At 63.2% G+C, this 12,539-nt stretch carries 11 protein-coding genes; 6 read left to right on the top strand and 5 right to left on the bottom strand.

Annotated elements, in window-relative coordinates; genetic code table 11:
• Positions 1-49 precede the first annotated feature (49 nt).
• A complete protein-coding gene (locus J5M71_RS21495) occupies positions 50-1,537 on the top strand; it encodes a methylenetetrahydrofolate reductase C-terminal domain-containing protein (RefSeq protein ID WP_207836509.1) in 1,488 nt (495 codons plus the stop codon).
• On the opposite strand, the gene yjiA is transcribed toward J5M71_RS21495, so the two are convergent.
• From yjiA to J5M71_RS21510, 3 genes are all read right to left on the bottom strand, one after another.
• Entirely contained in the window at positions 1,497-2,474 is a 978-nt protein-coding gene (gene yjiA / locus J5M71_RS21500; protein ID WP_207836523.1) for a GTPase, read from the bottom strand. The genes J5M71_RS21495 and yjiA overlap by 41 nt on opposite strands.
• 124 nt (positions 2,475-2,598) lie before the next feature.
• Positions 2,599-2,796, bottom strand: a complete 198-nt coding sequence (locus J5M71_RS21505; protein WP_013974210.1) for a YbdD/YjiX family protein — start codon at positions 2,794-2,796, stop codon at positions 2,599-2,601.
• Between the two features lie 13 nt (positions 2,797-2,809).
• The gene (locus J5M71_RS21510) at positions 2,810-4,876 is read right to left on the bottom strand and encodes a carbon starvation CstA family protein (protein WP_063913400.1); all 2,067 of its coding nucleotides are present in this window, start codon (positions 4,874-4,876) and stop codon (positions 2,810-2,812) included.
• A 178-nt stretch (positions 4,877-5,054) separates the two neighbouring features.
• Here J5M71_RS21510 and J5M71_RS21515 point away from each other — a divergent pair, with 178 nt between their 5' ends.
• Together J5M71_RS21515 and J5M71_RS21520 are read left to right on the top strand one after the other, a co-directional pair.
• Positions 5,055-5,414, top strand: coding sequence for a PilZ domain-containing protein (locus J5M71_RS21515; RefSeq protein WP_207836536.1), 360 nt, complete (start codon positions 5,055-5,057; stop codon positions 5,412-5,414).
• Between the two features lie 263 nt (positions 5,415-5,677).
• Positions 5,678-7,195, top strand: a complete 1,518-nt coding sequence (locus J5M71_RS21520; RefSeq protein ID WP_207836538.1) for a nucleobase:cation symporter-2 family protein — start codon at positions 5,678-5,680, stop codon at positions 7,193-7,195.
• A 177-nt stretch (positions 7,196-7,372) separates the two neighbouring features.
• Here the strand turns inward: J5M71_RS21520 and radA are convergent, their stop codons facing one another.
• Positions 7,373-8,743: a DNA repair protein RadA gene (radA, locus tag J5M71_RS21525; protein ID WP_207836540.1), complete on the bottom strand. Its 1,371-nt coding sequence runs from the start codon at positions 8,741-8,743 to the stop codon at positions 7,373-7,375.
• 177 nt (positions 8,744-8,920) lie between these two features.
• Between radA and mscL the strand changes: the two genes are divergently transcribed.
• Positions 8,921-9,340, top strand: a complete 420-nt coding sequence (gene mscL / locus J5M71_RS21530) for a large-conductance mechanosensitive channel protein MscL (RefSeq protein ID WP_207836542.1) — start codon at positions 8,921-8,923, stop codon at positions 9,338-9,340.
• A 123-nt stretch (positions 9,341-9,463) separates the two neighbouring features.
• Here the strand turns inward: mscL and J5M71_RS21535 are convergent, their stop codons facing one another.
• Complete coding sequence (locus J5M71_RS21535) at positions 9,464-10,240, bottom strand: ferredoxin--NADP reductase (protein ID WP_207836544.1); 777 nt, start codon at positions 10,238-10,240, stop codon at positions 9,464-9,466.
• Between the two features lie 213 nt (positions 10,241-10,453).
• Between J5M71_RS21535 and J5M71_RS21540 the strand changes: the two genes are divergently transcribed.
• Positions 10,454-11,161 (top strand): autoinducer binding domain-containing protein, encoded by a 708-nt coding sequence (locus J5M71_RS21540; protein ID WP_207836546.1) that lies wholly within the window; start codon positions 10,454-10,456, stop codon positions 11,159-11,161.
• Positions 11,162-11,257: 96 nt separating this feature from the next.
• Positions 11,258-12,382: a methyltransferase gene (locus tag J5M71_RS21545; RefSeq protein WP_207836549.1), complete on the top strand. Its 1,125-nt coding sequence runs from the start codon at positions 11,258-11,260 to the stop codon at positions 12,380-12,382.
• The last annotated feature ends 157 nt before the right edge of the window (positions 12,383-12,539 follow it).

The raw sequence follows: 12,539 nt of genomic DNA on the forward strand, positions 1-12,539 counted from the left end.
CGCCTTCTGCCGCACAATGCCACCCTGACCACACCAGGTACCCGGCCCCATGAGCCTGCTGAAAACCGCGCTGCGCGAAAACACCTTCGTCTGCGTCATGGAGTTCGTCCCCAAAGCCTCCGCAGAACGCTTCGCCGCCATGGAGGCGATCCTGGCCCGTGCGCACCTGTGCGGCTGGCCAATGACCGTGGCCATTGGCGACCGCGTCGGCAGCCCGCTGGACATGTCGCCACTGGACGCCCTCGCCTCGTTCAGCAACCCGGTACCCGCCCTGCCGCATTTCTCCGGCAAGGACCGCGAACGCCACCACCTGCTCGCCCAACTGCAACGCATGGATGCCGCCGGCCTGGACCAGTTGTTGCTGCTCACCGGCGACCGCCTGCCCGGCCACCAGCCTGGCCAGCGCCCGGTGCGCTACCTGGAATCGGTCGCAGCCCTGCAGATCGCCCGCCAGGCCTGCCCGCACTGGCTGCTTGGCGCTGCGCTGAACCCGTTCAAGTACTGCGAGGAAGAAGGCGGTGCCCAATACTTCAAGGCCGAGAAAAAGCTGGCGGCAGGCGCCGACTTCCTCACCCTGCAACTGGGTTTCGATGCTGGCAAACACCAGGAAGCCATGCACTGGATGAGCCGCCAGGCCACGCCCAGGCCGATGCTGGCCTGCCTGATGAGCCTCACCCACGGGCGGGCGACGATGCTCGAGCACGTGGCGGGCGTGACCGTCACGCCGTCCATGCGCGCCATGCTCGAAGCGGAAGCGGCGCAGTCCAAGGCCTTTGCCCAGGCGCGCAGCATCGACCGCCTGGCCTTGCAGATCATCGGCGTGAAGCTGATGGGCTATGCCGGCGTGCATCTGTCGGGGGTTCACGAATTCAAGCAACTGCTGGCCCTGGAAGCACGCATCGAGCACTGGCAGGCGCAAATCCACATGCTGGAACAATGGGCGCCGGCCTGGCATGCCAGCTGGCAGATGCCCGGTCTGCCGGCAGTCAGCTTCCACCCGCCACAGGCGAGCTGGCGCCAGGGCGAGTCACGGGTCGATGCGTCGTTCAAAGAAAAAGCGCGCTATCACCTGATGCACGGCATGCATTCGCTGCTGTTCAGCCGCCGTAATGGCCTGAGCAAGGCATTTGGCTGGGCCGTGCGCCAGCCTTTGTGGACTACACGCCTTGGCGCGCGGGTGCTGCACAAGGTGGAACACGCGGTGAAGCACCCGCTGGTTGGCTGCGACACCTGCGGCCGTTGCCGCCTGGAGGACACCCTGTACATCTGCCCGGAAACCTGCCCCAAGGGCCTGGCCAATGGCCCCTGCGGCGGCACGGCGCTGAACCGCTGCGAGTTCGGCGACCGCGAGTGCATCCACAGCGCCAAGTACCGCACTGCCAAGGCGGTGCGGCAAACGGCGCTGCTGACCGAGCGCCTGATCCCGTGTATCGAGCTGGAGACACGCCACCGCAGTTCATGGCCACAGTGGTTCCAGGCCCAGACACCGCGTCAGCTCAGCCCGCAGCCAGCGCCTCGAACCCAGCCCGAATCCTAGCTTCGGGCAATTCGTCGGCGATGAACACCATCACGCTCTCGCGGGTTTCATCTTCGGCCCACTCGGCATCCCAGTCGAAGCCGTAGAGCTTGAGCACGCCCTGGAACACCAGCTTGCGCGCTTCACCGGCAATGTTCAGCACGCCCTTGTAGCGCAGCAGCTGCTTGCCGTGGGTTTCCAGCAGTTCGTTCATGAAGTCGCTGAGGCGGTCGATGTCCAGCGCGGTTTCCGTGCGCAGCACCAAGGTGGAGATCCGGTCCGGGGTAGCGGGCTTGAGCAGCGGGCGTAGCGCCGGCTGCAGGTTCGCGCCCAGATCGGGGTTGAGGTTGAAACCACGCACATCCAGCAGTTCAGCCAGGTCGATGCGACCATGCTCGACCACACGGATCGCGGCCCGGCCATTGATGCGGGCCAGGCGCTCGCGCAGGGCCTCGACCGCAGCGGGCTCGACCAGGTCGGTCTTGCTCAGCAGCAGGCGATCGGCAAAGCCGACCTGGGCCTGGGCGATGGTCTGGGTCAGGTGCAGCTCGGCGTGGGCGGCATCGACCAGGGTGAGGATGCCATCGAGGATATAGCGCTCACGCAGTTCCTCGTCGATGAAGAAGGTTTGTGCCACCGGCGCCGGGTCGGCCAGGCCGGTGCATTCGATTACCAGGCGGTCGAAGGCGATCTCGCCGGCATCCAGGCGTTCGAGCAGCAGGTACAAGGCGCGGGTCAGGTCGCCGTGGATGCTGCAGCACACACAGCCATTGGCCAGGGTCATCACCTGCACCGGCTCGTCGCCCAGCAGCTGGCTGTCGATGCCGGCCTCGCTGAATTCGTTTTCGATCACGGCGATTTTCAGGCCGTGCTCGGCCTTGAGCATGTGCTTGAGCAAGGTGGTCTTGCCGGCACCGAGGAAGCCAGTGAGCACGGTTACGGGAATAGGCGTCTGCACGCAGAACATCTCCTGTGCAGTGAGAATTTTGAAGGTGTACCACGGCCCTTGTGGGAGCGGCCCTATCGCGACACGAGGCCGCTCCCACAAAGACCGCGCTAGCCGATCAGGCTAGCGCGGGCCGTTAGCAGCACTTGGGCCCGGACTTGCCGCCGTAACGCGCTTCCTGGCGTTCGCGGAAGAACTCCTCGTACGTCATGACCGGCTTGTCCGGGTGCTTGGTCTGCATGTGCTCGACGTAGTTGTCGTAGTCCGGCATGCCGACCATCAGGCGGGCTGCCTGCCCCAGGTATTTACCCAGTCGACCCAGGTCGTTGAACATCGCAGCAGTCCTCTCAAGCGTCCGGCAGGGCCTGGAACGGGGTTTCCTTGTCGGTACGTTCCTTGCGGCCGAGGGCGGCGAAGCCGACCTTGACAGCGAAGAACAGCACGCTGAACACCACCAACAGGAACAACACGGTCAGGCCGGCGTTGGTGTAGGCATTGAAGATCACATGCTGCATCTGCCCGATGTCCTTGGCCGGGGCCAGTACCTGGCCGGCGTCCAGTGCAGTGCTGTACTTCTTGGCCAGGGCCAGGAAGCCGACTGCCGGGTTCGGGTCGAACAGCTTGATCAGGCCTGCGGTAGTGGTGCAGATCAGCAGCCACACGGCCGGCAGCAGGGTGACCCAGACGTAGCGCTGGCGCTTCATCTTGATCAGCACCACGGTGCCGAGCATCAGGGCGATACCGGCCAGCATCTGGTTGGAGATGCCGAACAACGGCCACAAGGTGTTGATGCCACCCAGCGGGTCGATCACGCCTTGGTACAGCAGGTAGCCCCACAGGGCCACGCAGCCGGCAGTACCGATCAGGTTGGCGGTCCACGATTCGGTGCGTTTGAGCGCCGGCACGAAGCTGCCCAGCAGGTCCTGCAGCATGAAGCGCCCGGCACGGGTGCCGGCGTCTACCGCAGTGAGGATGAACAGGGCCTCGAACAGGATCGCGAAGTGGTACCAGAAGGCCATGGTGTTTTCACCCGGCAGCACCTGGTGCAGGATCTGCGCGATACCCACCGCCAGGGTTGGAGCGCCACCGGCACGGGCCAGCACAGTGTGCTCGCCAATGTCGCGGGCGGTGGCCTCGAGCTGCTCAGGGGTGATCAGGAAGCCCCAGCTGCTGACCGTTTGCGCCACCGACGCCACGTCTGCACCGACCACCGCGGCCGGGCTGTTCATGGCGAAGTACACGCCCGGCTCGATTACCGAAGCGGCGACCATGGCCATGATGGCGACGAACGATTCCATCAGCATGCCGCCGTAGCCGATGTAGCGGGCGTTGGTTTCGTTGTCCAGCAGCTTCGGCGTGGTCCCCGAGGAGATCAGCGCGTGGAAGCCGGACACCGCACCACAGGCGATGGTGATGAACAGGAACGGGAACAGGGTGCCCTTCCACACCGGGCCGGTGCCGTCGGTGAACTGGGTCAGCGCCGGCATTTTCAGCTCGGGCGCGATGATCAGGATACCGATGGCCAGGCCAACGATGGTGCCGATCTTGAGGAAGGTCGACAGGTAGTCACGTGGCGCCAGTACCAGCCATACCGGCAGCACTGCGGCGACGAAGCCATAACCCACCAGCATCCAGGTGATCTGCACGCCGGTGAAGGTGAACGCCGGGCCCCAGGTCGGATCTGCAGCAATCTGGCCCCCCAGCCAGATCGAGGCCAGCAGCAGCACCACGCCGATGACCGAAATCTCACCGATGTGGCCCGGGCGGATGTAGCGCATGTAGATGCCCATGAACATCGCGATCGGGATGGTCGCCATCACCGTGAACATGCCCCACGGGCTTTCGGCCAGGGCCTTGACCACGATCAACGCCAGCACCGCAAGGATGATGATCATGATCAGGAAGCAGCCGAACAGGGCAATGGTGCCCGGAATGCGGCCCATCTCCTCGCGCACCATGTCGCCCAGCGAACGGCCGTTACGGCGGGTGGACAGGAACAGGACCATGAAGTCCTGCACCGCACCGGCCAGCACCACGCCGGCGATCAGCCACAGCGTGCCGGGCAGGTAGCCCATCTGCGCGGCGAGTACCGGGCCGACCAAGGGACCTGCGCCAGCGATGGCGGCGAAGTGGTGACCGAAGAGGATGTGTTTGTTGGTCGGGACGTAGTCCAGGCCGTCGTTGTTGAGCACCGCCGGGGTGGCTCGGCGCGGGTCGAGTTGCATCACCTTGGTGGCGATGAACAGGCTGTAGTAACGATAGGCGACCAGGTAGAGGGCCACCGCCGCGACCACGATCCACAAGGCATTGATCGCCTCGCCGCGACGCAGGGCAACCACACCCAGCGCACAGGCTCCTATGACTGCCAGCGCCAGCCACGGAATGTGGCGTAGCAGGCTATTATTGTTGTTCATGGTTTGCTTCCAGCTGGTGGATTGGAAAAGACCGCCCATCGAGTCTAGGGCGAGTCATCGCGCATTGCCACACTTGCTTTGGTCTAGAGCCTCTGCGGCCAGATTGCGGTACCTGATGCACATACCACTCTAACTATAGTCAGGATGTCCCCTGAGGACCTATTCGAGGATCTATCCCATGAGCGAACACGAACGCCGCCGCTTTCAGCGCATCGATTTCGACGCCCCCACCGAACTGCGCCAGGGCCTGCAACGCTGGCCTGCCAAGCTGCTGGACCTTTCACTCAAGGGTTTGCTGATCGAACGCCCGGCCAACTGGGATGCCGACCTGACCCAGGATTTCGACGCCATCATTCAACTGGACCCCGATACACGTGTGCAGATGCAAGTTGAACTGCGCCATGAAGAACCGGACCGCCTGGGCTTCATCTGCCTGTACATCGACCTCGAGTCGATGAGCCATTTGCACCGTCTTGTGGAATTGAACGTGGCCGACAGCACCGAAATGATGCGTGAGCTGCGCGAACTCATCGAATAATGAAATCTCTTAGCTAGCTAATGGCTTCCTCACCTTGTGTTTCCTGTCTACCCAGACAGCTTTAAGCCTGGGTAGCAGCGTTTTGTACACACCCCTCTAGTACAGCCTCTGAAGAGTTGGTACGCGTTCTGCATTGGATGCTCACACACCTTGCGGGCGCTCTTGTGCGCGCTCCAATCAAAATATTGTATACAATTCTTGTGGAAATCATTTGCAGGAAGTGTCTACAGTAGCGCCACAACAATAAACAGAGAGCCTGCTCCATGACTACGTCCACTAGCACGTCTCCCGCCAAGCGCCCCGAGGATGAAAACCTCGGCCTTGGGGCCAACCTGGCCTATGGTCTGCAGCATGTGCTGACCATGTACGGGGGGATCGTCGCGGTACCCCTGATCCTGGGGCAGGCCGCGGGCCTGAACGGCGCCGAAATCGGCATGCTGATCGCCGCTTCGCTGTTTGCCGGTGGCCTGGCCACCCTGCTGCAAACCCTCGGATTGCCGTTCTTCGGCTGCCAGTTGCCGCTGGTGCAGGGTGTTTCGTTCGCCGGTGTGGCAACCATGGGGGCAATCCTCAGCAGCGAGGGCGGTGGTGGCCTGCCAGGCGTGCTCGGCGCGGTCATGGCAGCGTCGCTGATCGGCTTTCTGATCACCCCGGTGTTCTCGCGCATCACCAAGTTCTTTCCGCCGCTGGTGACCGGCATTGTCATCACCACCATCGGCCTGACCCTGATGCCCGTGGCCGCCCGCTGGGTAATGGGTGGCAACAGCGCATCGCCGGAGTTCGGCAGCGTGGCCAATATCGGCCTGGCAGCACTGACCTTCGCCATCGTGCTGCTGTTGAGCAAGCTGGGCAGCGCGGCCATCTCGCGCCTGTCGATCCTGCTGGCCATGGTGGTCGGCACCCTGATCGCCTGGGCGCTGGGCATGGCCGACTTCAGCAAGGTCACCGAGGGCCCGATGTTCGCCTTCCCCACGCCGTTTCATTTCGGCATGCCGGAATTCCACATCGCCGCAATCCTGTCGATGTGCATCGTGATCATGGTGACCTTGGTTGAAACCTCGGCCGACATCCTCGCCGTGGGTGAGATCATCGACACCAAGGTCGACTCCAAGCGCCTGGGCAACGGCCTGCGCGCCGACATGGCGTCGAGCGTCCTGGCGCCGATCTTCGGCTCGTTCACCCAGAGCGCATTCGCCCAGAACGTCGGCCTGGTAGCCGTGACCGGGGTCAAGAGCCGCTACGTGGTGGCCACCGGTGGCGTGATCCTGGTGGTGCTGGGGCTGTTGCCGATCATGGGCCGGGTGATAGCAGCAGTCCCTACCCCGGTACTGGGTGGCGCGGGCATCGTGCTGTTCGGCACCGTGGCGGCCAGCGGTATCCGTACGCTGTCCAAGGTCAGCTACAAGAACAACGTCAACCTGATCATCGTCGCTGCCTCGCTGGGCTTCGGCATGATCCCGATTGCCGCACCGACCTTCTACCACCACTTCCCGAACTGGTTCGAGACCATCTTCCACTCGGGCATCAGCTCGGCGGCGATCATGGCCATCCTGCTGAACCTGATCTTCAACCACTTCACCGCCGGCAACTCGGACCAGCAGTCGGTGTTTGCCGCCGCGTACGAGCGCACCATCCAGTACTCGGACATTTCAGCGCTGCGTGATGGCGACTACTTCAAGGATGGCAAGCTGTTCGATGCCGAGGGTAATGAAGTGCCGATGCTGGAACTGGACGAGCATGGCAATGAAACGGTCAGGCGCAGTGCGGTTGCCGAGCATTGACTGCTGACTGAGCGGTGAGGTGGGGGGGCCGACGCGCATCGTCGGCCCCTTTTTCGTTTTGCCTGTACCGGCCCTTTCGCGGGTAAACCCGCTCCCACAGGGTTTGCACAACCCTGAAGCTGATGCGGTACCTGTGGGAGCGGGTTTACCCGCGAAAGGGCCGGTACAAGCTACAAATTACTCAAATAGCGCATCCAGGGCCTGCTCCAGCCGGGTAACGGCAATCACCTGCAACCCCGCCGGCGCCTCTTTCGGCGCATTGCCCTTGGGCACGATGGCCCGCTTGAAGCCGTGCTTGGCCGCCTCCTTCAAGCGCTCCTGGCCACTGGGCACCGGCCGCACCTCGCCCGACAGGCCAATCTCGCCAAACACCAGCAGGCCATGGGCCAGGGGCCGGTTGCGCAGGCTGGACATCACCGCCGCCAGCAGCGCCAGGTCCGAAGCCGTTTCCAGCACCTTCACCCCGCCGACCACGTTGAGGAACACGTCCTGGTCATGGGTAGGAATACCGCCATGGCGGTGCAGCACTGCCAGCAACATGGCAAGGCGGTTCTGGTCCAGGCCCAGGGTCACCCGGCGCGGGTTGGCCAGGTGGCTGTCGTCGACCAGCGCCTGCACTTCAACCAGCATCGGCCGGGTGCCCTCCCAGGTCGCCATCACCACGCTGCCCGGCACTTCCTCCTGGGTGCGGTTGAGGAAGATCGCCGACGGATTGGACACTTCTTTAAGGCCACGGTCGGTCATGCCGAACACACCCAGCTCGTTGACCGCGCCAAAGCGGTTCTTCACCGCCCGCAGCAGGCGCAGGCGGCCATCGGACTCGCCCTCGAAATACAGCACGGTATCGACCATGTGCTCAAGTACCCGTGGCCCGGCCAGCGAGCCCTCCTTGGTCACGTGGCCGACCAGGAAAATCGCCGTACCGCTCTGTTTGGCGTAGCGCACCAGCAACGCCGTGCTCTCGCGTACCTGAGCCACGCCGCCGGGCGCCGATTGCAGCTGCTCGGTGAAAATGGTCTGGATCGAGTCGATTACCATCACCCGTGGCTTTTCCTGGCGCGCCGTGGCGATGATGGTCTCGATACAGGTTTCGGTCATCACCTTGAGCTGGTCCTGGGGCAGGCCCAGGCGCCGCGAGCGCATGGCCACCTGCTGCTGCGACTCCTCGCCGGTGACATACAGCGCCGGCATGCCCACGGCAATGTTGCACAAGGTTTGCAGCAGGATGGTCGACTTGCCAATGCCGGGGTCGCCACCGATCAACACCACCGAGCCATCCACCAGGCCACCGCCCAGCACGCGGTCCAGTTCGGTGCTGCTGGTGGTGAAGCGCGGGATTTCCTCGACGCTGACTTCGGCCAGGGTCTTGATCTGCGCCTGCTGACCGGTCCAGCCGGCACGGCCGCTACTGGGCGCAGCGGCGCCGCCGCTTTCGATCATGGTCTCGACCAAAGTGTTCCAGGCCCCGCATTCGCCACACTGGCCGGCCCATTTGGGGAAGGTCGCACCGCACTCGGTGCAGCCATACAAGCGCTTGGCCTTGGCCATGGCTGGGGGTCTCCTGGAAAAAACCGCCATGATAGCCGAGCTGGACGTGCCTCGAACGCCTCGGGATGCGACAAAACTATTCGTTCTAACCGCAGTCAGTAGCCCAGAGCACAACGCATGAAGCGTTCAAGTGGCTTACACTGCGTAAACCTTACCTTTTGTTACAAGGAACCAAACATGGGCATGATCAGTGAGTTCAAGGCCTTCGCGGTCAAAGGCAATGTCGTCGACATGGCGGTCGGTATCATCATCGGCGCGGCCTTCGGCAAGATCGTCTCGTCTTTCGTCGGTGACGTGGTCATGCCGCCACTGGGCCTGTTGATCGGTGGCATGGACTTCAGCGACCTGGCAGTTACCCTGAAGGCTGCCGAAGGTGACGTTCCGGCGGTGGTGCTGGCCTATGGCAAGTTCATCCAGACCGTGATCGACTTCGTGATCGTGGCCTTTGCCATCTTCATGGGGGTGAAGGCGATCAACAAGCTCAAGCGTGAAGAGGCCGTGGCGCCGACTGCACCGCCTGTGCCGACTGCCGAAGAGACCTTGCTGACCGAGATCCGCGATTTGCTCAAGGCGCAGAACCAGAACCGTTTGCCCTGAGGTTATACAGGGAGCGCTGTGGGAGCGGGCAGGCCCGCGAAGAATCCAACGCGGTGGATGGCACCGGCTCCGCCGGTGTTCGCGGGCAGATCGGACCGCCGCACCGCCGCTCCCCCAACGGCCTTACCAGTAATTCTCTACCGCCACCTGCCCCGGCCGCTTGCTCAGGCTCAATTGCAGGTCGCGCGCCTTCAGTACCTTGCGCGTATCGTCAATCATCTGCGGGTTGCCACACAGCATCACCCGCGAATGTTCCGGCGACAGCTCCAGCCCCGCCGCCTTCTCCAGTTCGCCATTCTCGATCAGCGTGGTAATACGCTGGTTCAACGCCCCCGGGTGCTGTTCACGGGTCACCACCGGAATGAACTGCAACTTGCCGGCGAACTCGGCCAGGTAATCGCGCTGCTCCAGCCCGGCGATTTCATCCACATAGGCCAGCTCTTTCGCTTCGCGCACCGAATACACCAGCTTGATGTTGTCGAAACGCTCCCAAGCCTCGAAGTCCTGCAGGATCGACATGAACGGCGCAATGCCAGTACCGGTCGCCAGCAACCACAGGTCGCGGCCACCGACGAAGCGGTCGAGGGTAAGGAAGCCGAAGGCCTGGCGATCGATCAGCAGAGCATCGCCCGCCCCCAGCCTGCTCAGCTCACTGGTGAATTCCCCACCAGGCACCACGATGGAGAAGAAGTCCAGGTGCTCGTCATGGGGCGCGCTGACCATGGAGTAGGCACGCCACACTACACTGCCATCGGCCTTGGTCACGCCCAGGCGGGCGAACTGGCCGGAACGGAAGCGGAACCCCGCATCGCGCGTAACCCGCAGGCTGAAGAGGTTCGGCGTCAGTGGCTGAACATCGAGCAGGGTCTGGCGGGTGAACTTTTCGGCGCTAGCGGTCATATCGGGCTCCAGGTTTGGCGTGCGCACAGTGTCGCGCAAAGTAGCGCGGATAAAAACCACTGCTTTGTAGGGCCTCATCTGCGGCGATCCTGCCGAAGTCGCAGAAAATCCTGAGTGCTATAACAAAAAATTCCCAGCGGGATCGTAGGTCTTTTCCTACAATCATCCGGGCACCCAAACGGAATGAATCCTGGAACCCAAGGAGTTGTTCAGATGCTTCACTGGAAACCCGAGCATCTTCATACGTTTGCCAGCGAACGCAGCCCACGGAAGCTGTTCGACATCGCGGTTTGCCTGGCACAGGACCTGGGCATGGAATATCTCGGGCTGAACATTCGCATCCAGATCGCCACGCAAACACCCAGACTGTACCTTTACAGCAATTACCCGAGCGGCTGGATCGAGCGCTATCAGGGCGACGAGCTCTACAAGCAGGACGCGGCCGCATACCTGAGCCACACCTCGACCATGCCAGTGCAATGGACCGACGAGCTGTATCGTGAAGCCCCGCAGTTTCGTGAAATCGCCTGCCAGCACGGTCTGCGCCATGGCTGGACACAGTCGCTGCACGATCTGCATCACAACGAAAGCCAGATCAGCGTGGCCAGGCCTGCCGGCAGCATCAATATGGCAGAGCTCTACGGCAAGGCCGGCAACGTGCAGTGGCTGTGCCACACCCTGCATGCGGTGCTTGGCGAACACCACCTCAATGCACTGTGCCCGCCGGCGCCGAAAATGAGCGATCGGGAACTTGAAGTGCTGAAATGGTCGGCCGCCGGCAAGACCGCCGCCGACGTGGCCTGCATCCTGTCGCTGTCGCAAAGCACGGTGAACTTCCATATCCGCAGTGTCATCACCAAGACCAACGCCGCCAACAAGGCCGGCGCCATCGCCATCGCCGCCCTGCGTGGCTGGATCTGACCTTCAAACCTGCGACCTTGGGCAAAGCCCTGTAGAATCGCCCGGCAAAGCCCGGAGCGAACCGCAACGGGCAGTTTCGTACCCGAGCCAGACGCCATGCCCCTGTTGACCACCCCCTACGCCGAACTCGACCTGATCCGCCAGCCGGAACAGGCCAACGACCCGCTGCAGGCTTTCGATGCCGCCGACGAGTACCTGCTTGCGCAGCTGCACGAACAGGCCCCCGCGGCCAACTGCCGGGTGCTGGTGCTCAATGACAGCTTTGGCGCCCTGGCCGCCAGCCTGGCGGGCAAGCTGCAGGTGGTCAGCAGTGGCGACTCGCACCTGGCGCACCTGGCCCTGGAAAAGAACCTGACACGCAATGGCCTGCCGTTTGACAGCGTGCCGTTCGTACCGGCCAGCGAACACTGGCAAGGCCCGTTCGACCGGGTGCTGGTGCGCGTGCCCAAGACCCTGGCCCTGCTCGAAGAACAGCTGATCCGCCTGCAAGGCCACCTGGCGCCCGGTGCACAGGTGATTGCCGGGGCGATGATCAAGCACCTGCCACGAGCGGCAGGTGACCTTATGGAGAAGTACATCGGCCCGGTGCAGGCCTCGCTGGCACAAAAAAAGGCTCGGTTGCTGACAGCAACGGTGGCCGAACGGCCTGTCGCCCGCTCGCCCTACCCTAGCCGCTACCGTCTTGACGCGCCGGCGCTGGAGTTGGTCAACCACGCCAACGTGTTCTGCCGTGAGGGTCTGGACATCGGCACCCGGGCGTTCCTCCCGCACCTGCCCCGCGAACTGGGCCGTGCGCGGGTGGCGGACCTGGGTTGCGGCAACGGCGTGCTGGCGATAGCCAGCGCCCTGGACAACCCGGATGCCCAGTACACCCTGGTCGACGAGTCGTACATGGCGGTGCAATCGGCACAAGAGAACTGGCAGGCCGCGCTGGGTGAGCGCCCGGCGGTGTTCGAGGCAGCCGATGGGTTGGCGGGGGTGGAGAAGCAGTCGCTGGACGTGGTGCTGTGCAACCCGCCGTTCCACCAGCAGCAGGTAGTGGGTGACTTCCTCGCCTGGCGCATGTTCCAGCAGGCGCGGGAAGCGCTGGTGGTGGGCGGTGCGCTGTATATCGTGGGTAACCGGCACCTGGGCTATCACAGCAAGCTGGCGCGGTTGTTCCGTGGGGTTGAGCAGGTGGCCGCAACGCCCAAGTTCGTTATCCTGAAAGCCCGCAAGTAAGCCTGTACCGGCCCTATCGCCGGCAAGCCAGCTTGTGTCTTGAGAGGGGATTAGAATCTGGAGTGAGAGCGGTGAATGGCAAGCTGAATGCCAGAGGTGCCTTGAGCACGTGTGGGAGCACAAGCTGCCATTCACCGTTCCACTTTGGCGAGAGCCC

Source organism: Pseudomonas sp. 43(2021) (assembly GCF_017490805.1).
Lineage (GTDB): Bacteria > Pseudomonadota > Gammaproteobacteria > Pseudomonadales > Pseudomonadaceae > Aquipseudomonas.

Excerpts from the sequence above, each read along its gene's own strand:
- J5M71_RS21495 (WP_207836509.1), top strand. The coding sequence starts at position 50 with ATGAGCCTGCTGAAAACCGCGCTGCGCGAAAACACCTTCGTCTGCGTC.
- J5M71_RS21505 (WP_013974210.1), bottom strand. The coding sequence starts at position 2,796 with ATGTTCAACGACCTGGGTCGACTGGGTAAATACCTGGGGCAGGCAGCC.
- J5M71_RS21510 (WP_063913400.1), bottom strand. The coding sequence starts at position 4,876 with ATGAACAACAATAATAGCCTGCTACGCCACATTCCGTGGCTGGCGCTG.
- J5M71_RS21515 (WP_207836536.1), top strand. The coding sequence starts at position 5,055 with ATGAGCGAACACGAACGCCGCCGCTTTCAGCGCATCGATTTCGACGCC.
- J5M71_RS21520 (WP_207836538.1), top strand. The coding sequence starts at position 5,678 with ATGACTACGTCCACTAGCACGTCTCCCGCCAAGCGCCCCGAGGATGAA.
- radA (WP_207836540.1), bottom strand. The coding sequence starts at position 8,743 with ATGGCCAAGGCCAAGCGCTTGTATGGCTGCACCGAGTGCGGTGCGACC.
- mscL (WP_207836542.1), top strand. The coding sequence starts at position 8,921 with ATGGGCATGATCAGTGAGTTCAAGGCCTTCGCGGTCAAAGGCAATGTC.
- J5M71_RS21535 (WP_207836544.1), bottom strand. The coding sequence starts at position 10,240 with ATGACCGCTAGCGCCGAAAAGTTCACCCGCCAGACCCTGCTCGATGTT.
- J5M71_RS21540 (WP_207836546.1), top strand. The coding sequence starts at position 10,454 with ATGCTTCACTGGAAACCCGAGCATCTTCATACGTTTGCCAGCGAACGC.
- J5M71_RS21545 (WP_207836549.1), top strand. The coding sequence starts at position 11,258 with ATGCCCCTGTTGACCACCCCCTACGCCGAACTCGACCTGATCCGCCAG.